The sequence below is a fragment of the Candidatus Electronema sp. PJ genome (assembly GCF_048287395.1).
GTDB lineage: Bacteria > Desulfobacterota > Desulfobulbia > Desulfobulbales > Desulfobulbaceae > Electronema.
The window spans coordinates 1-24,122 of record NZ_JBLWEO010000054.1; the positions used below are offsets into that span (position 1 = coordinate 1).

General features: G+C 54.3%; 19 protein-coding genes, 1 pseudogene and 1 riboswitch. Of the genes and pseudogenes, 5 read left to right on the plus strand and 15 right to left on the minus strand.

Annotated features, from left to right (window positions below):
- Positions 1-157 precede the first annotated feature (157 nt).
- Positions 158-808: an energy-coupling factor ABC transporter permease gene (locus tag ACNKIB_RS08450; protein ID WP_417910104.1), complete on the minus strand. Its 651-nt coding sequence runs from the start codon at positions 806-808 to the stop codon at positions 158-160.
- A 194-nt stretch (positions 809-1,002) separates the two neighbouring features.
- Positions 1,003-1,218: riboswitch (cobalamin riboswitch) on the minus strand.
- A gap of 400 nt (positions 1,219-1,618) precedes the next feature.
- Between ACNKIB_RS08450 and ACNKIB_RS08455 the strand changes: the two genes are divergently transcribed.
- Both ACNKIB_RS08455 and ACNKIB_RS08460 read left to right on the plus strand, forming a co-directional pair.
- On the plus strand, positions 1,619-2,869 hold the full coding sequence (locus tag ACNKIB_RS08455) for a choice-of-anchor Q domain-containing protein (protein ID WP_417910105.1): 1,251 nt from the start codon (positions 1,619-1,621) through the stop codon (positions 2,867-2,869).
- A 53-nt stretch (positions 2,870-2,922) separates the two neighbouring features.
- Positions 2,923-4,080 (plus strand): FG-GAP repeat protein, encoded by a 1,158-nt coding sequence (locus ACNKIB_RS08460; RefSeq protein WP_417910106.1) that lies wholly within the window; start codon positions 2,923-2,925, stop codon positions 4,078-4,080.
- 68 nt (positions 4,081-4,148) lie between these two features.
- Here ACNKIB_RS08460 and ACNKIB_RS08465 read toward each other — a convergent pair whose 3' ends face one another.
- The 4 genes from ACNKIB_RS08465 to ACNKIB_RS08480 form a co-directional block, all read right to left on the minus strand.
- Complete coding sequence (locus ACNKIB_RS08465; RefSeq protein ID WP_417910107.1) at positions 4,149-5,156, minus strand: TIGR00266 family protein; 1,008 nt, start codon at positions 5,154-5,156, stop codon at positions 4,149-4,151.
- A 333-nt stretch (positions 5,157-5,489) separates the two neighbouring features.
- On the minus strand, positions 5,490-6,911 hold the full coding sequence (locus ACNKIB_RS08470) for an NAD(P)-dependent oxidoreductase (protein ID WP_417910108.1): 1,422 nt from the start codon (positions 6,909-6,911) through the stop codon (positions 5,490-5,492).
- Positions 6,912-6,947: 36 nt separating this feature from the next.
- Positions 6,948-7,316, minus strand: a complete 369-nt coding sequence (locus tag ACNKIB_RS08475) for a thioredoxin family protein (RefSeq protein ID WP_417910109.1) — start codon at positions 7,314-7,316, stop codon at positions 6,948-6,950.
- A 646-nt stretch (positions 7,317-7,962) separates the two neighbouring features.
- Positions 7,963-9,249 (minus strand): response regulator, encoded by a 1,287-nt coding sequence (locus ACNKIB_RS08480; protein WP_417910110.1) that lies wholly within the window; start codon positions 9,247-9,249, stop codon positions 7,963-7,965.
- 373 nt (positions 9,250-9,622) lie between these two features.
- Between ACNKIB_RS08480 and ACNKIB_RS08485 the strand changes: the two genes are divergently transcribed.
- Entirely contained in the window at positions 9,623-11,554 is a 1,932-nt protein-coding gene (locus tag ACNKIB_RS08485) for an FAD-dependent oxidoreductase (RefSeq protein ID WP_417910111.1), read from the plus strand.
- A 50-nt stretch (positions 11,555-11,604) separates the two neighbouring features.
- Here the strand turns inward: ACNKIB_RS08485 and ACNKIB_RS08490 are convergent, their stop codons facing one another.
- Complete coding sequence (locus ACNKIB_RS08490; RefSeq protein WP_417910112.1) at positions 11,605-11,961, minus strand: type II toxin-antitoxin system VapC family toxin; 357 nt, start codon at positions 11,959-11,961, stop codon at positions 11,605-11,607.
- Between the two features lies 1 nt (position 11,962).
- The gene (locus ACNKIB_RS08495) at positions 11,963-12,166 is read right to left on the minus strand and encodes a hypothetical protein (protein WP_417910113.1); all 204 of its coding nucleotides are present in this window, start codon (positions 12,164-12,166) and stop codon (positions 11,963-11,965) included.
- 255 nt (positions 12,167-12,421) lie between these two features.
- Between ACNKIB_RS08495 and ACNKIB_RS08500 the strand changes: the two genes are divergently transcribed.
- Positions 12,422-13,357, plus strand: a complete 936-nt coding sequence (locus ACNKIB_RS08500; protein WP_417910114.1) for a formylglycine-generating enzyme family protein — start codon at positions 12,422-12,424, stop codon at positions 13,355-13,357.
- 321 nt (positions 13,358-13,678) lie between these two features.
- On the opposite strand, the gene ACNKIB_RS08505 is transcribed toward ACNKIB_RS08500, so the two are convergent.
- The 7 genes and pseudogenes from ACNKIB_RS08505 to mtaB all read right to left on the minus strand — a co-directional run bounded on the left by ACNKIB_RS08505 (position 13,679) and on the right by mtaB (position 20,634).
- Positions 13,679-14,434, minus strand: coding sequence for a hypothetical protein (locus ACNKIB_RS08505; RefSeq protein ID WP_417910115.1), 756 nt, complete (start codon positions 14,432-14,434; stop codon positions 13,679-13,681).
- Positions 14,435-14,551: 117 nt separating this feature from the next.
- Positions 14,552-15,040, minus strand: a complete 489-nt coding sequence (locus ACNKIB_RS08510; protein ID WP_417910116.1) for a dihydrofolate reductase — start codon at positions 15,038-15,040, stop codon at positions 14,552-14,554.
- A 12-nt stretch (positions 15,041-15,052) separates the two neighbouring features.
- Positions 15,053-17,182 carry a recombinase RecA gene (gene recA, locus ACNKIB_RS08515; protein ID WP_417910117.1) on the minus strand — a complete coding sequence of 710 codons (2,130 nt, stop codon included), beginning with the start codon at positions 17,180-17,182 and terminating at the stop codon, positions 15,053-15,055.
- A 99-nt stretch (positions 17,183-17,281) separates the two neighbouring features.
- A pseudogene (locus tag ACNKIB_RS08520) lies at positions 17,282-17,581 on the minus strand (peroxidase-related enzyme); the annotation flags it as partial.
- A 15-nt stretch (positions 17,582-17,596) separates the two neighbouring features.
- Positions 17,597-17,842, minus strand: a complete 246-nt coding sequence (locus tag ACNKIB_RS08525) for a carboxymuconolactone decarboxylase family protein (RefSeq protein WP_417910118.1) — start codon at positions 17,840-17,842, stop codon at positions 17,597-17,599.
- Between the two features lie 191 nt (positions 17,843-18,033).
- Positions 18,034-19,293, minus strand: coding sequence for a CinA family nicotinamide mononucleotide deamidase-related protein (locus tag ACNKIB_RS08530; RefSeq protein WP_417910119.1), 1,260 nt, complete (start codon positions 19,291-19,293; stop codon positions 18,034-18,036).
- Between the two features lie 21 nt (positions 19,294-19,314).
- Positions 19,315-20,634, minus strand: coding sequence for a tRNA (N(6)-L-threonylcarbamoyladenosine(37)-C(2))-methylthiotransferase MtaB (gene mtaB, locus ACNKIB_RS08535; protein ID WP_417910120.1), 1,320 nt, complete (start codon positions 20,632-20,634; stop codon positions 19,315-19,317).
- A gap of 670 nt (positions 20,635-21,304) precedes the next feature.
- Between mtaB and ACNKIB_RS08540 the strand changes: the two genes are divergently transcribed.
- Positions 21,305-22,543, plus strand: coding sequence for a trypsin-like serine peptidase (locus ACNKIB_RS08540; RefSeq protein WP_417910121.1), 1,239 nt, complete (start codon positions 21,305-21,307; stop codon positions 22,541-22,543).
- Positions 22,544-23,480: 937 nt separating this feature from the next.
- On the opposite strand, the gene ACNKIB_RS08545 is transcribed toward ACNKIB_RS08540, so the two are convergent.
- On the minus strand, positions 23,481-23,747 hold the full coding sequence (locus tag ACNKIB_RS08545; RefSeq protein ID WP_417910122.1) for a hypothetical protein: 267 nt from the start codon (positions 23,745-23,747) through the stop codon (positions 23,481-23,483).
- Positions 23,748-24,122: the final 375 nt, after the last annotated feature.

Here is a 24,122-nt window from a genome sequence, read left to right on the forward strand (position 1 = left end):
CACCAGTTACCACCCTGGATATCCGGGTGCTGGAGTATGCTGCTCTGAAGGACATGCTGCGCAATACTTACAACTGTAGATTGGTGGATGTGTTGGTGGTAACGTGAGGGGAGGGGTAAGGGCAGGCTCAGAGGCCTGCCCCTACCTTCCTCAGCCGTTAAGCCGCAAGCTGCACCGCGCGGATATTAAAGCAGCGATCCACCAGCTTATGCTCCTGCCAACGTTTAAGCAGGCGCACCGCAGTCATGGTCACGACTGGCTCAATCAGCACCAGGCCTGCATACGAGGCGGCAAAGGCTGCCCAGTCCAGGAAGGGTGTCTCTACCTCGCCCAGCATCAGCCAGAAGCCTACCATTGCTGTCACTCCGGCATAATACATCCCATCGAGGCGGACAACTGCCTTCCAGCTCAGGCCACGCTGCCCTTCGGTCAACTGCTTACCTGCGCTATGATGTACAGCCATCAAGGGCACGATCAGGGAAAGACTGTTCACCGCCAGGTGCGCCAGATCACCTGGAGCAAACAGCAGCCCTTGCAGCAACAGGCCGAGGGCAAAGCCGTACAGGGTCGGGAAATAGCCTAGGGTGAGATAGATGGCCATTGCGCCGACAAAGTGCAGCTCAGACGGGCCAACCGGCATGTGGAAGGACTGCATGAAGAGCGAGAAGAACACCGCAGCCAGCAGGGTGCGCAGCAGCACGGCTGGAGCGCGGAAAGCTCCTTTGAGTTGGCCGACCAGCAAGGCAAGGGCAGAGGCGTTGGCCAGGATCAGTTTGGCCGGGGCAATGACTCCAGGTTCGATGTGCATGATGGTTCCTCCTGAGGAAGTAGGATGAAAGCAGTCGTGTCGCTCAAGGACACGGTAAAAGCAGCGCAAGACCGGAACAGGAGGGGCGGGAGATGGGGGAGCAAAACAGGACAGGACGCAACAGAGGAGCGGAGAGTGTGCTCTATCTGCTGCGTCCAGCCTGAAGCTCGGCCAGCCAGCTGCCCGCCGCAGCATGTTCAAGCAATTGCCAAGGCAGGTTTCCGGGCTTGCGCGTCGGGGCTTCACAGAGACCCCGTTGCCGCTGCCTTCCCAGCCTTAAGGCCAGTGGCATGATGGCGGCAACATGACGCGCCCACCGTTGCGGGGGCAGCACCGGCTTGGCCGCAGCGCGGCTGACCGGTTTCCCTTGTCCTTGACAGGAGATGCAAGCGCAATCTACCGCAGTTCGAGTGAACCTGTCAAGAGGGAATGACCGCACGCTGTTCTCAGAGATCATCGGCGATGATCTGGGGAGAAGATCGCCGTACATCCTCAAGACCATCGAGCGTAAGTCCCTCAGACTATCGAGCGATGATCCATCAGACCATCGGCGATGATCTCAGGGACTATCGCTCGTACATCCCAGGGATCTTCGGCGATGATCTATCAGACTCTCGCTCGATCATCTATGATACTATCAACCGATGATCCAAACGATCATCGAGTGATCTTCTCCCTGCGGGCCGCTGCCTGGGGTGGATGTTGTACGAAACTGCTTGTATTCTTAGAGGAATGGTGGCAAGATGGTATTATAACTGCCAATCCGCCTGGATGTCCAGGCCACCATATCATCCTTGCAAGGAGGACAGAATGAAATTACTGACTAAGCACTTCCTTTTCTTGACCGCACCGCTGCTGGCTGTTAGCACAGCCCAGGCGGCAAGCATCACTGTGGACGGAACCGCCTGCACCCTGGCTAATGCCATCACCGCAGCTAACACGGACACGGCCATCGGTAGCTGTGCGGCTGGCTCTGGTGAGGACACTATCACCCTTCAGCAGGATGCACTGCTAACAGCTCCTCTGCCAGCAATCAGCAGCACCGTAACTATTGACGGCACAGGACACAAGATTGACGGGCAGAATGATGCTAATGTAGGCTCTGTGCTGCGTGTCGCCAGCAGCGGCGTGCTCACGCTCAATAATGCCACAGTAACTGGCGGCAAATCGGGACACGACGGCGGTGGGCTGTACAATGACGGTGGCACTGTCACCCTCAACAGCACCACTGTCAGCGGCAACGCAACCGGCGATGACGACGGCAGCGGCGGCGGGATATATAACAGCGGTACACTCACCCTGAACGACTCAAGCATCAGCAGCAACTGGGCCTACTACGACGGCGGCGGGATTGATAACTACAACGGCACCGTTACCCTGAACAACTCCACAGTCAGCGACAACACGGCACGCCAGTATGGCGGCGGGATTGAGAATAGCAGCGGTACGCTTACCCTGAACAACACCACGCTCAGTGGCAACCAGGCAACCTACGGCGGTGGCGGTGGGCTTGACAACTACGGCGGCACAGCCACCCTGACCAATACCACCATCAGTAATAACGAGACAGAGGAGTATTACGGCAGCGGGATTGACATGGTCGGCGGCACGCTCACCTTGCGCAGTTGTCTAGTCAGTGGCAACACCGCTGGTAAGGAAGTCTATCTTGAGAGCGGCACACTCATCGCGAACAGCTACAACGTGTTCGGTCATAGCGGTGAGACCACTGCGGAAGCGTTATACGGCTTCACCCCTGGAGCCAAGGATCGCACCGCCACCAGCGACGGCACCACGCCGACGGCACTGGACGCTCTTCTCACCACCCCTCTGGCTGACAACGGTGGCCCGACTAAGACCCATGCCTTGCCTGCGGGCAGCCCTGCTATTGACCTCGATACAACGTGCAGCACCGGCACAGATCAGCGGGGAGCCAACCGCCCAAGCGGGGCAGGCTGCGATGCGGGTGCCTTTGAATTTGACTCCGCCACCACTACCATAGACGATGATGGAATAGATGACGGTGGGAAGATGGGAGCAATCTACAACCTGCTGCTGAATTGAAGCGCACCCGCTCTTCCCGGAGAGCATCGTATCATCCTTGCAAGGAGGACAGGATGAACACGCCAGTGAATGTTCAGGCATCAGCCATGATGCAAAAGCTGCTGGCGGATGACGGCACAGTTTTTGACCAGTTCGGCTACAGCGTGGCCGTCTCCGGGGAGACAGCAGTGATCGGGGCTTATCAGAAGGAGGAGTACACGGACAATTATTACGGTTCGGCCTATGTCTTTGTCCAGGCTGCTGACGGCAAGTGGAGCCAGCAGGCAAAGCTGACTACTGATGACGGGGTTGGAAAGAGCGTGTCTGTGAGCGGCAACACGGCAGTGGTCGGGGCTATTGCAGACGACAGTGACTCTGGTTCGGCCTATGTCTTTGTCCGGGATGCTGACGGCAAATGGAGCCAGCAGGCAAAGCTGACTGCTGATGACGGGGCTGCTCATGACTGGTTTGGCTTTAGTGTGGCGGTGTCCGGGAACACGGCAGTGATCGGGGCACTAGGGGATACAGATAATGGCAATCAGTCCGGTGCAACCTATGTCTTTGTTAGGGCCGCTGACGGCACTTGGACGCAGCAGGTCAAGCTACTTGCCAGTGATCGCGCGCCTGGCGGCTTGTTCGGCATGAGCGTGGCCGTATCCGGGGACACAGCAGTGATCGGGGATCCCTCTTCCGATGCGGCCTACATCTTTATCCGGGCTGGTGGCGACACTTGGATGCAGCAGGCCAAGCTGCGGGCCAGTGATGGCGCGGCTGGCGACTTATTATTCGGCAGGAGCGTGGCTCTGTCCGAGGACACAGCAGTGATCGGGGCGTATGGGGATGACGACAAGGGTTCAGCCTATGTCTTTGTCCGAGCTGCTGACGGCACTTGGACGCAGCAGGCCAAGCTGCTGGCTAGTGATCGCTTGTTTGACGACTCTTTCGGCGTGAGCGTGGCCGTGTCCGGGGACATGGCAGTGATTGGGGCTTCTGAGGATGAGTACTCCAAGAGGGGCCGCAGTTCCGGCTCGGCCTATATCTTTGTCCGGGCTGCTGACAGCACTTGGACGCAGCAAGCCAAGCTGCTAGCCCCGGAGGGTACGACTAACGACCGGTTCGGCAACAGCGTGGCCGTGTCCGGGGACACGGTAGTGATCGGGACACCGTGGGATAACGATGCGGTGTATTATGCTTCTGTTGGTTCGGCGTATGTGTTGCGCCTGCCCGGCTGAACATGGCCCCCATCTACAAGCTGCTGCTGTAGCAAAGGAACAGGGGCAGGCACCCCTGTTCGCCTGCCTCACTTCTCAAACAGATTGGCTAGTCCACCAATTACCGATCCTTCATCCCCACCTTTGCCACCAGCTTGCGGAGCAGCAGCCCAAATGCGGCCAGCTAGGCGGGAAAAGGGCAGCGACTGGAGCCAAACATGGCCTGGCCCGCGCAGGTTGGCAAAGAAGAAGCCCTCGCCGCCAAACACTGCTGACTTGACGTTACCGACGAACTCAATGTCGTACTGCACGGTCTGGGTGAGAGCAACTAAGCAGCCGGTATCTACCCGCAGCGTCTGGCCAGCTTCCAGCTGCCGCTCCACAATGGTACCGCCCGCATGAACAAAGCAGAGGCCGTCGCCATCCAGCCGCTGCATGATGAAGCCCTCGCCACCGAACAAGGCCACGCCGATCTTCTTCTGAAAGGCTACGCCAACCGCTACGCCCTTGGCCGCGCAGAGGAAGGCATCCTTCTGGCAGATGATCCGGCCATTGTATTTGCTTAAATCAAGCGGGATGATCTTGCCTGGGTAGGGCGCAGCAAAGGCCACCCGGCCCTTGCCTTGGCCGGTGAAGGTAAACATGGTCATGAACAGGCTTTCGCCCGTGATCAGTCGCTTGCCTGCGCCGAGCATCTTGTCAAAGAAGCCACCCGATTGCGAGGAAGCAGAGCCATCACCGAAGATGGTGTCCATCTTCATGTTGTCGCTCATGTACATCATGCTGCCTGCCTCAGCGATCACGCTCTCCTGCGGGTCTAGCTCGATCTCGACAAACTGCATCTCGTGCCCAAAGATCTCGTAATCGATCTCATGCGCATGGGTGCCAGATACTGGCGGCGGCATAGACGGTACTGCCGCTGTTGTGCCCGGGTTAGCCAGCTCTGGCACCTGTTCTATGGGCAGCCAGCCGCTGAAGCCTTCTCGCCACACCAAGGTCGAACGGCTGTACTGGCCGGAACTCAGCCCAGCTAGGAGCTGCTGTTGGGAATAAGGGCCAACCGTCTGACCATTCACTGCGACATGCCAGTTATACATGAATGCACCTCGTTATTGTGGATAAATCCTGATGAAACCTTCCTTTCTTACTCGTTGGCCAAGAAGTTTGGCCTGGCAGAAAAGGAGTCTTGCCGATTAACCAAGGAGTTTGGCCGAGCCGCAGAGGAGTTGTACTCGGCAAGAAAGGAGTCTGGCCAAGCCGGAAAGGAGTTCTGCCGACTGAGAAAGGAGTTTGGGTCGGCCAAACTCCTTTGTGGCTTAACAGGAAAGCAGTTTGGCCAGATTGCACTCCTTTGCTACCGAGTACAACTCCTTTCTTGCCAAGCCAAACTCCTTGACAAACGAGCCGAATTCTTCCCTGGCAAAGGTAAACTACCACGTCACCATATAGCAGGAGAGCGTGCGGCCTTCTTCAAGGTCTTTGCCCTCCATGTACCGCTGCATGGACTCTGCTGCCACCTTGCCTTGATAGACGGCCTTGGCTGCGGTCTGCGGGCCAAGCACGTCATCACCACCCGCGAATATCCACGGCACCGAAGTCTGGAGGGTGCGGGGATTGACAGCGTAGGTGCCCCAGGTTTCCAGCTTGATATGAACGCCCCGGTCAGCCTCGTGCTGCACGTTCTGGCTGATGGCAGGAATGACCGCGTCCGCCTCAATGATGAAGTTCGAGCCAGCCTGCTCCACAGGACGGCGGCGGCCTGAAGCGTCCGGCTCGCCCAAGCCCATGCGGACGCACTCCAAGCCGGTCAGCTTGCCGTCAGCATCGGCGTGAATCTTGACCGGGGCAGCAAGGAACTCAATCCGCACGCCTTCCTCTTCCAAGTGCCGCACCTCCTCCTTGGAAGCAGGCATCTCCTCCTTTGTGCGGCGGTAGAGGATGAAGACCTGATCCGAGCCAGTGCGCAGGGCGGTGCGGGCCACGTCAATGGCCACGTTGCCGCCGCCCACGACCACGACTTTCCTGCCGATGTTCATTTCCTCGCCAGTCAGCACCCGCCGCAGGTAGTCCACGCCGTGCAGCACGCCTTTGGTCTTCTCCTCGCCCTCGATGCCCAGCCGCTTGCCCTCATGCGCGCCGACACCGATGAACACTGCGTCATAGCCCTCTTCCCGCAGCTCGTGCAGGGTCTTGTCCTTGCCGATGGTCACGCCCAGCTTGATCTCCACGCCGCAGCTCTTCAGTGAAGCCAGCTCCGCACCAATGATGTCACGGGGCAGGCGGTAGTGCGGAATGCCGACTGAGAGCATCCCGCCAAAGACCGGCAGGGCCTCGTAGATCGTGCATTTATAACCCTGATGCGCGAGCAGATACGCGGCGGTGATGCCTGCCGGGCCAGAGCCGACAATGGCAGCCTTGCGTCCGTTGGGCAGGGCGCAGGCATGGGACATGGCTTTGCGCTTGGCAATCATCCAGTCGGTGAGGTAGCGTTCCAGCATCCCGATGGCAACAGGCTCGCTCGATTTACCACGCACACAGCTGCCCTCGCACTGAAACTCGTGCGGACACACGCGGGAACAGACCGAAGGCATAGTGCTGGTCTCGCGCACCTTCCAGTAGGCTTCCTCGAATTGCTTCTCCCGCAGCAAGCCAATGAAGCCGGGGATGTCATTGCGGATCGGGCAGCCCTGCACGCAGGCAGGCTTCTTGCATTGCAGGCAGCGGTTGGCCTCCAGCAAAGCGGTTGCCTCGTCGTAACCGGCGGTCACTTCAGCAAAGCTCTTGATCCGCTCTGCTGGCGCAAGCTCCTTGGGATGCTGGCGGGGAATGGCCATCCGTTCTTTGGTGTTCATGGGCATCTCCTGTACAAGTTGGTTCAAAAAGAGGAACTAATCATTTTCTATGAAGCGTACCAGGTCGTTTCTGCTCATGTAGCCTAAGTTTTTCTTTACCTCTTTGCGGTTTTTAAGTCGTATCACAAAAGGAACACTCTCTATGCCGAACTGAACAGCTTTGTCTCTGTTTTTATCAAAGTCAACTTCATAGAATTCAACATGGGGATATAATTTCTTCACCTTTTCGTATTCAGGCTTCATGGCCTGACAGGGGCCACACCAGTCAGCATAGAATTTGAACACTTTAATCTCTGCACCTTTGCCGTACTCCGCATTGGCTGGGATGTCTGCCTCTGGCCCGCAACTGTTGAGTGTGCAGACAATGAACATCAATAATATATAGTGAATTGTATCTCTACGCATTGCCCTGTGTTGCTTGATGTTTTTCGCTGCGCATCCAATGCAGCAACGTATCCTGCTTGCCCCAAGGCAAAGAGTGTTGATAGACCAGATAAAAGAAATACTCCACCGGGTTTTAAACCGGTGGAGTATTCATTTCCCAGCCTTCTAGGGAGTTCCTGCTGGCTTAAGACAGAACCCAGGAGAGTTAAGGTAATAATCAGAAGCTATTTTAATGCACTTTTCCCGGAGACTTAAATCGGTGCAGATAGAACAATAGACATTGATACAGGCCATCATATAGACCTGAGAAGATTCACAGCTGATGTTACGCCGTTTGGCATCATCAATGACAGTCTGCATGTAGGTTTCAATACCTTTTCTGTCATCGCAGCCACAGTTGTTTGCGGATGGCGGAGGTGTTACGATGTTTGTTTGAGCATCAGACTCTCCGGCTCTGATACTCAAACAGGAAAACAAAACTACTACAGCGGTAACTCGCACGGCCTGGTTTGCAAACAACCTTGAAAAGGTATTCATCGTGAACCGTTCCTCCAGCCAGTAGAAATTGAATGAGATACTCTAACACGTAGCCTCTTTATAGAAAAGAAGTCATCCTGCTTAACGTAACAGCTTGTTACTTTCTTGTCAATAAAATGAAAACGATAAGTTACTCTAGCTCTTTCGTGATGATCGGCACCAGCTTTGCCATCTGCATCTTGGTTAGAGCCTGATTGCCATCCTTTTCCAGTAGGGCAATGAGATGAAAATGCACGGAGGAACTCACGCCAGAGCAACACATCACCACTAATCCGCCTGGAGTTTTTACCACCAGCTCAATACAGGCCTCCAGGCCTACCTTTGCCGCTGCCTCTTCTGCTGTACGGAACAGATCGTTAAAGAGCGGCCCGGTGTTTTCCAAATCCGCTTCTGTCTCAACCGAATCCGCTATCAGGATCTCGCCGGAGAAATTCATCAAGGCCGCTGTTTTGTAGCCTTTGATGCAGCGCAGATCGTTGAACATGTTTTCCAGAGTCGTTATATTCATTTTCTTTTCTTGTTCGGGTTGCGGTTTGGCTGGCTGCGGGGGCAGAAGAGCGACCTTCGCCTGCGGAACCGTAGGCAGGCATTCCTCCTTATCTCCTTCCTTTTCTATATACTGACTACTCTCTCGAGGAAGCTGGCGATTAGCGGAATCAAAAATATTATTGACCACCACTATATCGTCTTGCGAAGGCTCGATACTACTCTCCTTGCTGCCTTCTTCCAGTCTGCCGCTGGCCTCATCATCCTTCAATTTCATAGCCTCCATGATGATGGACATCAGATCGCTCTTAATTCGCCGCCGGAGTTCCACCTTGGGCAGGGCCTTGATCTGAAAGCGGACGTTATCCAAGGCGATAATGCGCTCTGCTGCCTCTTCTTCGCGCAAATCACCGTATTCCGCATCGTAGAGCTTGCCCCGGTTGATGTAGAGTAGCCCTTTATTCTTTGGCGAGTTTCCCACTTCAAGCAGGCAGGTTCTGCCGTCTATTTCAAGGAGCTGGAGAAATGCTCCTACAGAGATACCTTTGAGACTGCCACTGGTAATGTCTTCATTGAGAATGTTAGTGACGATTTTGACGAGTTGCCGTACCTTGATCGGCTTGAGCAGGATATGCCTGACTCTTTTCTGGAGCTTTTCAAGCTTTTCCTTATCCGTGCAGCCGGTGATAACAACCACAGGAATGTGCGGATGAAAATTCTCGATATAGTCGATCATATCCCAGCCACTGACTTCGCCGGGCATGATCAGATCGGTCACTAAAAGAGAGATATCCTCCTGGCCAAGAATTTCTATTGCCTCCCGACCATTACTGGCATAGACAGGAGTGAAGAAGTCGCCGTAGCTTTTCAGCTGCTCCTCTAAGAGCGCGAGGGCGAACAGGTCGTCATCGACGATCAGTATATCATACATCCTGCACTCCTGCCGCCGGTTTCGGACATTTTCCTGATTCTCTGTTGTAGGGTCTGGATGAAACTCGTTGAACTACCGGGAAGGAGAATGCAGTCTCATCTTTTCTCACGTTCCTCTTTAAAGACATAGCACAGAAAAATGCTCCCCGTCAAATACACATCATTTCTCGCCTGTCTCGCTTACCGAGATGCAGTTTTCCGCTGGCAGAGACCGGGTAAATAGATTAGGGTGATATCCTATCATATTCCGGATGGTTAGAAGGGTGAGGAACTGTCCGCCACGCTGTGGCGGCTCAAGCAGGCGGGAGGAGGAAGGTCGAGCAGCCTTCAGCTAATAAACCATTCCAGCATCACTTACAAACAAGGAGCATTCTATGACATGGAAAGAAGCTGTATTGATAGCAATGAAAGCCTTGGGCGGCATAGAGGTGAGCATTCAGGCGATTGAGCAGTATACAGCAACAATCGAGCTGCCCGCGCCTGACGATACCGTGCCAGCGACCATCTCCAAGACCCTTGAGGCATTGGCACGAGAAGGCAAGGTTGAAGAGATACGTCACGGCCTATGGAGCCTTGTAACACCAAAGAACATCGTCATTGTCGGCGGGGTGGCCGCCGGCCCGAAGGCAGCCTGCCGCCTCAAGCGTCTGCGACCCGGCTGGAACATCACGGTGGTGGATCAGGATTCCCTGATCTCCTACGGCGGCTGCGGCATTCCGTACTATATCAGCGGGGATGTGGCCGAGGAGACTGCCCTGCGCTCGACCAGCTTTCATATGGTGCGGGACGAGGCCTTCTTTGAGAACGCCAAGGGCGTGACCGTGCTCACCCGCACGCGGGCGGTGTCCATTGACCGCCGGGCCAAGAAGCTCAAGACGCTGCACCTCGAAAGCGGCGAGCAGCGCGAGCTGGCCTACGACAAGCTGCTGCTCGCAACTGGGTCCAAGCCCTTCGTCCTGCCCATACCCGGCGCGGAGTTAGACGGCGTGTTCACCATCTCCGATCTGCACAAGGCGGTGGCGATCAAGCAGCGTATCGCGGGCGGCAAAGTGGGCAAGGTGGTGGTCATCGGCGGCGGCGCGATCGGCATTGAGATGGCCGAGGCGTTCACTGATCTTTGGGGGATTGAGACCGCCCTGATTGAGTTCATGCCCCAGCTGCTGCCGCGCATTGTTGATGCCGAGTTTGCGGCGATGCTGAAGAAGCACATGCAGGACAAGGGCGTGGCCATATACACGAGCGAGGGCGCGACGGAAATAGTCGGCGACGGGCAGGGCAGGGCGGTTGCGGTCAAGACTCCGCAGCGCACCTTGGAGGCCGACTTGGTGATCATGGCTGCTGGCGTGCGCCCGCGCAGCGAGCTGGCCAAGGAGGCCGGGCTGGCTGTGGAGCCTTGGGGAGGGATCACCGTCAACAGCAGGATGCAGACCAGCGACCCGGACATCTACGCCGCCGGAGACTGCGTTGCGGTGCGCCACCTTGTCACTGGCAAGAAGACCTTCGCCCCGCTTGGCTCGCTGGCCAACCGGGAAGGCCGGATCGCCGCAGACAACATGGCGGGCGGCTTCAGCTGCTTTGACGGCGTGGTCGGCTCCTTCATCATGAAGGCCTTTGAACGCTGTATCGCCGCCACCGGCATCACCTATGAGGCCGCGCTCGCAGAAGGCTTTGACGCAGATTATTCGCTCACTGCGCCTGCCGACCGCGCTCATTTCTTCCCCGGCGTTTCAGCAGTTGCGCTGCAATTGGTCTTCGACCGCCGCAGCCGCCGCGTGCTCGGCCTGCAAGCCTTCGGAGCTATGAACGACTCCATCTCCGCCCGCATTAACGCGGCTGCCGTATTGATCGCCAAGGGCGCGGTGATAGAAGACTTCAGCCAGGCGGAGATGGCCTATTCTCCGCCCTTCTCCTCGGCCATTGACTCCCTCAACGCAGCAGCGTATGTGGCCGACAACCTCTGCGCTGGCCTGCTGCGCAAGGTGAGCATGGCCCGCTTCTTCGCGTGGATGGAGGACTTCAGCCGGGAGCTGGACTGGCTTGCGCTCGACATCCGCAATGCTAAAGATGCCAATCCCTATATGGAGAAGTTCGGCCAAGACAAATGGCTGGCCGTGCCCTACCCGGAACTGCGGGCGCGGCACGGGGAAATCCCGGATGACAAAACCCTGATCATCCTCTGCGACGCAGGCACACGCTCCTACGAGGCGCAAGTCTTTCTTGACCACATCGGCAAGGGCGACAGTCTGGTTCTTAGCGGCGGGTTCAACGTCATCCGCAGAATTGGGGCGGGGTGGCTGCTGAAGTGAGGCAGGCAGGAGAAGCAAAGCGGGCCGGAGACGGCCCGCAGCCTGCTTTTCTATACCAGTTGCAAAGGCATTGACCGCAGTTCCGCAATGTTGAGCAGCTGCCTGTCATTGGTCAGCAGAACCGCATCATGAGCAATGGCTGTGGCGCAGATGATCGCGTCAGGAATCTTCATCCTGCACTTCTTGCGCAAGGCGACAGTATGCCGCTTCACGTCTTCGTCCAACGGCAGCACAGCAATCTCCCGGAAGAAGCTCTTCAGCAGCTCCTCATCCTTCTGCGACAGTCCGGGAAATGAGAGCAGCTCTATCTCTGTGATAACTGAAATGCCGTACCGCTCCTCCGCAAGCGGCGCAGCCAGCTGCCCCTTTTGCAGATAGATGACAGCGTTCGTGTCTAAAATCAGCATCTCACCATTCCTCGTCCCTGAGCTGCCGCTGATACTCCACGCCGTCAACAGGCCAAGCAATGCTTCCAGCGTAGCGCATCAGGCTGGCGCAGTCAGCTTGGCTGTCCGTCTCCAAAATTGTTATTTTGTCCTTTGGCAGGCCGTTGAGCATTGCCAGCAGAATGCCGTACAGGCTGTCGTCAACTTTCATACATAAGGTTTTCATGTCTGCCTCGCAGGTGGTGATGAATGCGGCTTTGCGGGAAAGAGTAGCATATTATGCGCGGAACTGCACCACGATATTCTGGAGCATTGCGGAGAATTGAACGTGCGTTGGAGAAAAAGCCCCTTGCTTCAGCCCCACTGATTATTATTTTCATCGCCCTGTCTTTGCGATATCATACTCCTGATTGAAAGAAAATAGTCCCCCAAGATCAAAGAAAGCGCACCTGCTTATCAAACATCCAGGTTTTGTATCTCTATGAAAACCGCATCCATGCTTGCCATCCTGCTCCTCGCTTCTGCTGCTCAGGCAGCTGACTACCGCAACTCCCTTGGCATGGAGTTCAACACCATTCCTGCCGGAACATTCTTCATGGGCAGCTGTATGTACAGCCGCGCAGACAAGGAAGCTGACCGCGAGCTGGAAAAGCAGGGTCTGCCAGCCAAAGGGCCGACCTGTCCGGCCAAGGGAAAGCTCGACGAAGAGGCGTATGAGGAAGAGGCACCCCAGCATGAGGTGACAATCAGCCAAGGCTTTCAGCTTGGCGTGCATGAGATCACGCTAGGACAGTTCAAGCAGTACTTAGCCACGCTGGATGACGAGGAGCGAGACAAGATTGACACGGCTGCGTTCCAAAAAGCCAATGCCCACGGCGATACGGCAGCGGTAACATACGTGTCCTGGCGGGATGCGCAGGCATTCATTGCCTGGCTTAACCAGAAAGAAGGCAGCGCACAGTATCGGCTGCCGACCGAAGCGGAATGGGAGTATGCAGCCAGAGCTGGCACCTCGACTATCTATTTTTGGGGCGACGCAATGGATCCTGCCCCGGAATACGCCTGGTTCAATATGGATGCCGCAGACCTAGAAAAGTGGTTTGCCTTGCGTGAGCAGAACAGAAAAGAGAACTACGCCCATCCAGTTGGCTTGAAAAAGGCTAATCCCTGGGGTTTGTACGACATGAGCGGCAATGTCTGGGAATGGGTCAACGACTGGTACGACGCAGAATATTACCACAGCAGCCCAGCAAGCGATCCTATCGGCCCAGAGCAAGGCCGGACCCGCTGTTTCCGGGGGGGCAGTTGGTATGGCTCAAATAAAAACCTGCGCTCCGCCTTTCGGGGGGTAAATGCGCCGGAGTACCGCAGCGATTCGCTGGGTTTTCGTTTAGTGCGACAGCTTGGGAAGCAGTAGGGAAGCCAGTTCTGCTGACTTGCAAAGGAGTTGTACTCGGCAGACAAGGAGTTTAGCCGAGTAGCAAAGGAGTCTTGCCGAGTAGCAAAGGAGTTTTAGTCGGCAAGACTTCTTTGCGGCTTAACAGCAAAGCAGTTTGGCCAAGCAAAACTCCTTTGTTGTCGAGTACGACTCCTTTCTTGCTTACCAGGAAAGGAGTTCGGTTAAGCCGAACTCCTCTTCTGCCGAGTACAACTCCTTGGCAACCGAGCACTACTCTTCCTGAATTTGGAACAAATCCAGTCCATCTTCCCGAAAAAAGACGGACTGGTAAGACAAAAGCTATTGCGGGGTGCTGGGTTGGTTGCCAGCTGCCTTTACCTTTTCCATCAACTCTTTCTTCACATCTTCACATCCCTTCATATCTTCCGGCGCAGGAGCAACACATTTCATCAGCTTTTTCACATCCGCGCACCCCTTCATATCTTCGGGTGTTAGCGGCGCAGGAGCACCACAGCGGGGATCTGTCTTTTGTATGCAGGACAACATATCTTTGGTGAACGGGATCGGCATACAGCCATGCCCTGTTTCACAGATCATATCCCACTCTGGCCTGGCCTGGGCATGACAGGCAAGGCAGTTGCCTCCTAGGCCAACAACGTCTCCTGCCCCGCGTTTTTTTATCTTGGTGCCATCTTTCGTGGCATCCAGGATAAAGAACTCCCAATCCTTGGTCGCGGCATTGAATCCCTTCTCGCGCTTGACCATAGCTTCGCCAGGCACGATTTGCACGACTGAGCCAGGAGGATACATCACGCCGCCATTGACCGCATTGGCGGCAGCAAGGGTGCCCTCAAGGTCGCCAAGAAGATTATCAAGATGCAAACCGCGAACTTTTTTCATATCGCGAATGCAGCGGAACGATGCGTCCGTCACTTCCACCTTCTTAGTCTCCAGTGGCTCAACTTGTCCCCCTTGCGGCGCAGTTGTTTCTGACATCGGTGGTTTTGAAGCTGCTTGAGACATGTTGCAAACCGCTGTGCTGACCAACAGGGACAGTACACTGAACAGAACAACCTTCTTGGTGTTGACGCGCATTTGTATTCTCCTCCTTTTAAGGTTGCGCAATCACCGGCAAACCATTTTGCGGGCAATTATTAACTGATATCCCACCGCGTGGCCTGCTGTCAAATGGTTTGCGCAAATTAAAAGAGGCTATTCTCGGTTCAGTCGCTGCCAGGTCTCAATCGTATATGGGATTGGCCCGTTGATCTGCTCTGTGGCTACCAGCTGGAACGGCTGATCGGCGAAAGGTGGAAAGAAAGCATCGCCAGAGAATGCCTGTTCAAGCCGGGAGAGAATCAGGGTGTCGGCTTGCGGCAGGACCATATTGTACAGCTGCTCGCCGCCAATGACGAACAGCTTGCTTGCTTGCTTGAGCCGGGCCGCAGCAAGGCCTTCAGCCAGCGAATGCACGACCTCGCCGCCTTCAGCCTTGAAGTCTGTCGTCCTGGTCACCACAATACTGTGCCGTCCTGGCAAGGCACAGCCTATGGCATCCCAAGTTCTTCGCCCCATAAGCAAGCAATGGCCCCACGTGGTCTCTTTGAAGCGGGTCTGCTCGCCTGGAATCTGCCAAGGAATCGTGTTGCCGCTGCCAATGACCCCGTTGGCGGCCACCGCAGCGATTACGATCAGCTCCATGCTGGAATATCCTTATTCGTAGAGGTCTCCGGCTTGCTCGTCGTCGGGTGGAAGGTCATCATCATACTCTGCTGCTGAAGCAGATGAGGTTTCTGGCAGGGCACAGAGCTGGCGAACCTTCTGATCAATCTCCATCAGCATTTCAGGATGCTCTTTGAGGAAGTTTTTGGAGTTTTCCCGGCCCTGGCCAATCCTTTCATCGTTGTAGGAATACCATGCACCGCTCTTGTCGATGATTTTTCGCTCCACAGCAAGATCAAGAAGGTCGCCGCTCCGGGAAATACCCTCGCCGTAGATGATGTCAAACTCCACCTCTCGGAATGGAGGGGCAACCTTATTCTTCACTACCTTAATTTTAGTGCGATTACCTATCACCTCTTGCCCTTCTTTGATCTGGGCCAGCCTGCGAATGTCGAGCCGAATAGAGCTATAGAACTTGAGGGCGTTGCCACCGGTGGTGGTTTCAGGAGAATTGTGCACGACAACCCCATCAACCACATAGCAATGGTTGCCTTCGATCTCTAAATCGAAGCGGCTCATGTCCTGACTCGCAGGTTTCTCGTGAATATCGAGAATAGGCATGGGAACAGCTTTGAGACTGCGCTCGGCACTGGCTTCAATGTGGCTCACTCGCCCTTGTAAGCGTAAATAGGGCATAAGTTTGCCTTCCATTGACGGATGGACGCAGGGCGCAATCATGGCGTGGAATTTGGGTGTCTCTTCACCCCCAAAACTGATCGCTCCATGCGCTGTCAAGGTCGCCATAATCCCGCGCTCATGAAACCAACGCACTAAGGCCTGCTGCTTCTCCAGAGGAAAGCCTGGGCAGGAGATCGAGCAGCAGCACCGCCGTTCATCAAAAGAGCCATCATCCATATACCAGACCGCAACGGCCAAAGGCGTGAGGCGGTCAATCAGCACCTGAGAGGGATTTTTGCCCTTCTCGTCGTAATTCTCCCTTCTCAGCTTGGTCAGTTCATACATCGGAATGGTGTCAAAGCTGTGGCCACCGCACATGTCGGTTGTCTCTGAGTCGAGCAATCCCTCGAAAAGCGACTTCTTCCAGAGGTAATAGGCATCTTGCGCTTGCCCATGCCCGATGCGGAGCGCGGTGTTGTAGTCGCTGCTCTGGAGCAAACTGCCGTCGCCAAGAATGGAACCGATCACAACCTCTTCCTGGAGAGGTGAGAGATAGTATTCAACCATCGTCATTAAGCGGTCACCGACTTTCAGCTCTCCAGCTGGTTTATAGCCATACTCTGAGAGGAGTAAATGATTCGGAGTGCAGTTGAAGGTATTATAGCCGTTATTGGCATCATTGGCAGCGACATTGAATTGAAGAAACAGATCAGCTGGCCCATTGTTGAACCAGTTGACAATCTGGCGCGGTTCAAATTCCCCGGTGGTTATATCGTAGGAGATGACTTCTAGCGGCATCTTATGCTTGACAATCTTGCCTATTTTCTCCGTGCTACCGTCAGCAAGCATAACCTGGGCCTCTGAATCGAAGCAGCCAAACATCACGCCAATCTTCATACGGATCTGATTGATGAAAATGAGGACGGTATTGGTCTTTTGCAGCACGCCAGTGAATTTGCGCAGGGCGTGTGACATCAGGCGAGCCTGAAGACCAACATGCTGATCGCCGACATTGCCGTCGATCTCCGCTTTAGGTACCAAGGCAGCGACTGAGTCGATAACGATGACATCCAGACCGCCACTGCGCATCAGGATTTCGCAGATTTCTAGGGCCTGTTCCCCGAAATCTGGCTGCGAGACCAGCAGATTATCCACATCCACGCCTAGTTTCTCGGCATAAGTCGTATCAAGAGCATGTTCCGCATCAATAAAGGCAGCATTGCCGCCCATGCGCTGGGCCTCAGCAATAACATGCAGGGCCAAGGTGGTCTTGCCGCTCGATTCTGGGCCATAGATTTCCGTTACCCGGCCTCTGGGTAGGCCTCCCACGCCCAAGGCCAGGTCTATACCCAAGGTGCCAGTAGAAATAACCGGGATATTCTGCCGCTCATGCGCACCGAGACGCATGATAGAGCCTTTGCCGAACTGCCGGTGAATCTGGGTGATGGCACTGTCAACGCTCTTGATTCTTCCTTCTGCCTGCTTTTCCGGTGAAACGGCCATTGGGTTCTCCTTGTGACTGAAATGTCTCTGCAAAGGCGGCTCACAAACCGCCCTTGCGGGTTTCGTTGCCCGCTCACCGTTGAACAGGCTGGGCTTGACCTATGTGTTCTTCTTTCTATACCGCATTTCAGGCTCTGGCTCAATGCCCAGGCTGTCCATTACGCGGTTGGAGTAGTTAAAATAGCCGATCAGCTGCACTGCATCGAGTATTTCCAAGTCAGAAAAGCCCTGCGCGCGCAGTGTTTCCACATTGGCGCGGCACAGTTCCTTGGGCGCAAGCGTCACTTTTGCAGCAAAGTCCAGCAGAACCCTGGTTTTAGGGTCCAGATCCGCTTGCGTGTAGTCTTCTTGAATCTTCAAGACCTCTTCATCGTCACCGATCTCTTCCCGGAGATCTTGCTCGTGGCTTTCGACTCAGTAATAACAGCCGTTGAGTTGGGAAACGACTGTGGCGATCAGCACGCGCTCGCGGTGGCGCAGTCCGCCCGGCTGGCTCATCAGATGTCGGTAGAGGTCGCGGCCTCTTTCTAATGTCTCAGGCCGCAGGCTTTGCACCTTGACCAGATTGATGACTCGGCCAAACTTCGCCTTGTTCTCGTCGTAAATCTTTTTTAAGACCTCTGAGGCCTCTTCGTAGGGAACCGTTTCAATCCAACTCATGCGTTGCTCCTATTTTTAGGTGAAGGGCGGCACTCATTGCGCGTTGACCTGCCCGGAAAGGCGAGAAATTTTGCGATGCGATGCGTCTGACTGATTCGGTAAGCCGCTTTACTGCCAATCAGTGGCGAAAAACAGCCATAAATAGCCGTTCAACTGATATCCAGACACGTTCAATACATCCAGTGACCAGTTCAACCGATCACGCAATCGGTTCTACCGATCAGTGATGAGCTAATTAACACCCGACGCACTGCGTCAAGGGCCATTGCTGCGGCCATTGCCTGGATTTCACCCCTGGTACCGCTGAAATGATGGAGGGCAGACCTTGCTTTACCCTGATGAAACAGACCAATATAAACTGTACCCACCGGCTTATCCGTTGTACCGCCATCTGGCCCGGCAATTCCGGTAACAGCTACCGTGATTGCTGCACCGCTGCGCTCTGCTAGCCCAGTGGCCATCGCTTCAGCAACTGGCCCGCTCACTGCCCCGTATTTACGCAGCAGTTCGGCCTCAACGCCGAGCAGTTTTTCCTTGAGCTGATTGGTATAAACGATCACGCCACCGGCAAACCAGGCCGAGCTACCCGGTACAGCGGTAATTTTTGCGCCGATAAGCCCGCCGGTACAGGATTCTGCGGTGGCTAAAAGCAGTCCTTGCGCTCGCAACAGGCCACCGACTGTCTGGGCAAGGCTTTCTTGGTCGATGCCGTAGAGATGATCGCCTAAGGCGGTGCGAAGATGCTGTTCTGCCTTACCGAAAAGTGGATCTGCCTCGCTGCCAGTCACCGTGAGACTGACATGCACCTCCCCTTCCACAGGATAATAGCCGATGCTGGCCCAATCTTCTTGCTCCAAATCAAGCAACCGCCGGTTGATTTCGCACTCGGACAGCCCGACTGTGCGGTAGAGCCGCATTCGCACCATCCTTCTACCGGTACCAGGCCACGCTGCCAGCCTTGGCAGGACACTTTCCAGCAGTAGCGTGACCGCTTGACCTGGTACGCCAGGCAGAAAGAAGATAGGGACGGTATCATGGATGAGAAAGTGGCCAGCCATCCGGGCATCCAGGTTAAGCACCTCTGCACCCTGAGGGAGCCACGCCAGTTTCTCCAAGGCGTTCTGGCAACAGGCAGTGCCCTTCGACTGGGCGCGGATCTTTTCCAACAGCTTGTGGTTAAGGGTCGGAGGCCTATGCAGAGCAGCTGAGGCGGCCTCATTGGTCAGATCATCCGTAGTCGGCCCAAGTCCACCCGTGACCAGGACAAACTCCGCCCGCCTGATTGCCCGTCGCAGGGCATTACCGATCAGTGCAGGCGCATCGCCGACCGTGTGTATGGCCGTGATTTCGTGCCCAGCCAGAAAAAGTTGCTGCGCCGCGAAGGCGCTGGTGGTATTAACGATTCGGCCTGTGGTTAGCTCGTCGCCCACGGCAATGATTTCTCCGATCATGGCCCGCTCCCTAATGATGAGTTAACTCTCTATTGTGCCCAACACTGCACCGTCTCGCATCTCGACCAGGCGCACGGCCACCACTGTTCCTGCCAACGAGGCCGCGCTGCGTAACTGCACGGGGATGTAGTTTTCCGTGAATCCTTTGAGCAGTCCAGTCTTCTTGTCCTTGTGCTCGACCAATACCTGCTGTTCTGTACCGAGATGCTGCTGATAAAAAGCGAGTCGCTTTTGCCGGTCGAGCGTACGCAGGTGGTCCACTCGCTCCTCCTTGACTGCCACAGGCACTTGGTCAGTAAATTGCGCGGCAGCAGTGCCAGGTCGAATCGAATAGGGAAAGACATGGAGATAACTGATCGGTAATCCAGCCAGCAGGTTGTAGCTGTTATCTGCTGCCTGTTCATCCTCGCCAGGAAAGCCCGCGAGGATATCGCAGCCAAGAGCGGCCTGCGGAGCAACGCTGTGCAGGCGATGCACAGCTGCGGCAAAGGTCTCTGCGGTGTAGCGACGGTTCATCCGAGCGAGTACACCGCTGTCGCCGCTTTGCAAAGGGATGTGGAAATGCGGCATAAAGTTGTTATGCTCGCTGAGGACGCGCAGCAGCCGGTCATTAACCTCGGTCGGCTCGATGGAACTGAGGCGCAGACGAATTGCTGGGAATTCGCGGCACAGAGTTTCCAGCAACGCATAAATGTCTAGGCCTTCGGTGAGATCCAAACCGTATTTGCCTACGTTGATGCCCGTGACAACTAGCTCTCGACAGCCCTCTGCAACGAAAAGGCGTGTCTGCGCAAGGACAGCAGCTAAGGGCAAACTGCGGCTCCGGCCTCGCGCATACGGAACAATGCAGTAGGAGCAGAAGTTGTTGCAGCCATCCTGCACGCGCAGGAAGGCGCGGGTTCTGCCACTGAACCGGCGCACCAACGGCAGTTGGCAGATTTCCTTGGCCGCGCCGATTTCTGGCAGCACAACGTGGCCAGACTCTGCGGCCAGTGCAGTGCTGACCGCCAGATCCTTGGCGGCATTGCCCAGCACAATCAGCCGCTGCCCTGGAACTAAGTCTTGCAGCTCGGCGGTAGCGGTCTCAGCGTGACAACCCGTGACCACGATCCTGGCTGCCGGGTTGTCACGCGCAATTCGGCGGATGAGTTGGCGTGATTGCTGGCTGGCCCGGGCAGTAACAGCGCAGGTATTGATAACAAAGACCTCTGCCTGTCCAGCAGCAGAGACAATCTCGCAACCCTGCTCCCTAAACCCAGCGAGAAAGGCGGCGGACTCAAATTGATTCACCTTGCAGCCAAGGGTGGCGACGGCGACTTTTCTGCGGGCCGGGCTACTCAAGAGGATACGGGGGAAAGAGTCGGGCGGTGAGGCCAGTTTCAGCTTAACTCACTGTAACATAAAGAGGAGGGAAGAGGCAAACCGAAAGCCGCTGCGCTGGCACCTGTTAGCGATCTGCCCGCAAAGGAATTCTGTTTGGCCGGAGAGGAGTTCTGCCGAGTTGGACTTCTTTGCAAGTCGGCTGGAAAGCAGTTGGAGTCGGCAAAACTCCTTTCCAAGTAAGTCGAGAAGAAGTTTTGCCGAGTTACAAAGGAGTTCAAGTCGGCAGAAAAGGAGTTTGGCCGAGTTGCGAAGGAGTTTTGCTCGCTTGGCAAGAAGTTTTGTTTGGCAACAAAGGAGTTCTATCGACTTGGAAAGGAGTGCTACCGACTTGCAGACGTGTATGACTTGCTTCGAATCATCTTAAAGTTGGCTGCCAAGCTCCGAAAAAAGGTTGTTCTCCTTACCAAGGCCCTCGACGTGCAGCTGCGCTTCCTTATAATCTCTCTCAGTCTTTTCATTAACAAGTAATCCCTGCAAAAAATCAACGGCGGCAAAAGTGCTATCGCCTATACTTCAATGACCACCGCAACCTTGGCGGTAATTTTTCTTGACAAGAAGAATGAGCAGATGCTAGACTGATAAGTATAGAGATTGAAATTATCAATAATTTCTGATGAGGTATATCATTATGAATAGGAAAAATAAATTTATCACGGCTGCATCAGCTGCGATCTCTTTTTTCCTTGTCAGTTCATCATACGCTGGCAACGGAGTTTCTGTTGTTATCATCAATAATCTACCTACCTATGTAAATTCCACTGTAGATACTCCAGTTTCTCGTTCCTTTACGAATCAGCTTCCTGCGCCTGATGATTCAGATGTTACACCGATCACCGCAGATGATCTCTCTCTTCAAAAAACAAGGGGCGAGCTGTTCTCTGCTGGCGTAAAAGTTGGCAGCCAAGCTGTCACAACCGAGAGAGCAGAGTGGGAAGGTAGGGCATTTGGCACATTCGGTATGCCTTATACAACTGGCAGAGTTGAGGAGTTTTTCCGCAGTGCACCAAGAGCAACAGGCCTGAATCTAGCAACACGTCTCAGTGCAACTCATCCTTACAGTACGGTTGGCAGATTGAACTTTAGTGCTGGCTTCTGTACAGCCAGCCTGATTAGAAGAAGCGTCATCGTGACCGCCGCGCATTGTATTCAAAACTTCGGAAGTGGCAATGCACTCTTCACAGGATTTCAGTTTCAACCTGGCCGATACGGCAATTACTTGCCATACGGCACCTGGAACGGGGCGGCCTTGGCACGTCCATCAAGTTGGGCAAACGGCACGGACACTGGTTCAGGGGCGGCTAGAAATAATGATCTCGCCGTGATCGTGCTTAAGAAGAATGCAGCAGGTCAGTTTATCGGTGATCGGACTGGTTATATGAATTACGGCTGGAATAATTACTCCTTTATCACTTCTCCCAAGACCGGCAACTTACAGACAGCGGCAGTTACCACGTTGGGCTATCCTTATTTGATGGATAGCGGCCTGAAGATGCAGCGAACAGACGGCCCAGCCTACACCACGGTGTTAGATGGTGTCAATCAGATCTATCAAGGGAGCAACTTTACAGGTGGCTCCAGCGGTGGCCCGTGGGTTGTCAATTTCCGGGCCAAGGATGCAGTTCTTGCGGGCGGAGCAGTTGTGGGAACAGATCCCGTGATGGCGGTTATCGGCGTAACATCCTGGGGAAGTTCTGATCCTAACGCTCCCAAGGACAACTATTCGTCGCAGTTTGGTCAGAACACCGAGTTTCCCGAGGCAAATTATGGTGTCTATGGCGCAGGAAACATTGCAGCCCTACTGAATGAAGTATGCAGCCTGCCAGCACCTGGCGGAGGTACCTACGCCTCGCGGGGCTACTGCAATTAAACGAATCAGGACTCCACCAAAAAGCCAAGAAACGCAGTGCGTTTCTTGGCTTTTCTTTTATTCACAACAGCAACTTCAGCAACGCATAAACAAGAAAGCCCGCACCTGCGGAGCTGTACATGCGTATTCAGGGCAAACAGCCAATACCCCTGCTGGCCAGCAGTTTAGGGAGAAAATAAAAGACAGCTATGCCGCTGCTGACCGCTGTCAGGATTATGATCAGTTCTTTCATGATTTCTCCTTGCGCTGGATTATTCAAGCCTGCCCCGAAAAAAAAGTACAGTCGTTCTTTTTAGGGGTTACGCAGTTAGAAGAAACAGAGTAACATGCCGACATGAACAAAGCTAAAATAACGGATTGCGATTACATCGATTTTCTGATTGGCACGCAAAGTCGGTCTGTGCTCGGAAAAAGCCGATGCAGATGCCGCGTGAACGCATCGTGCGACGGGCTGCCTGTTTCATCAGGTTGAACACGCTCCGCTTCTGTGCAGCTGTAAACTCTTTGTGTGCCGATCAGAAAATCGATGTAATCGCAATCCGTTATTTTAGCTTTGTTCATGTCGGCATGTTACTCTGTTTCTTCCAACTGCGTAACCCCTATATAATGTCAGCAAGCCGCTCACGCAGGTCTACTTTGACTATCTCTATATCAATCTTGGGCTTGGAAACAACATCTTGAGTCGTGGTGAAATCCAAATTTGCTGACACAAAATCACTGCCAGCCGCGTTCCTGTTCCTCATCGGAAGTTTTGCCGCATTCTTCCATGCGACTTTTGGAACCATCAAATACGATTAGCTTGTGAACGTTCCGCCGTTCAATGCGGACAACAGAAGTTGCTCGTCGTTCATCGCTTTAAGTTCGTCCAGAGAATAACCTGCTATCGGACTTGTTCGCGAGCTGTTTATCTTGCTTCTTATTTCCGAAATTCTCTCTTTCATTTTTCTCTAAGAATCAGCATCGTGACATCCATTTTCTTCTTGTAGCAAGGAATACCCTGCTTGGACAGCTCGTCGCCGCGCTCACTGCACGCTTTGGCATTCCCTTTGTATTTCAAACTCTGTTTCAGAATAAGGCGATCAGGATATTCAAGGACTTCAATAGTTGCTTGGCTGTCAGAGTTAATTACTTGAGATTTTAGAGTGTTAGCAAGCTTCGTAACAGAAGACGGTGCAGTTAAGTACGGATAGAGATCAAGCACCATTTTGCTCGTAGTTTCAAACTTCAGTTCTTTCCTCTTTAAGGACACCTCTCTTGAGTTTGAGAATACAAGAGACCTCAATGGCCTTTTATTGAGAATATATCCGCAGCGATATAAAATGATCAAGCAATCATTTTTATCCTATGAGTTAAATCTTATGGCCTGAACCTATCTCAAAGTGAATAATACTCCACCGGCTTAAAGCCGGTGGCTTCGATTGACAGCTAAAGCTGGCGTGGTCAGCTTCGCCGACTCTCTCATACCTCACCGTCAATCTTAAAATTGTTGTCAGAAGTGCTGTCTTGTTCTTCAATTGTGATCCACGCCAAGCGCAGATGTATTGAAAATACAGCATGTGAGCCATGATTATATGTTTCC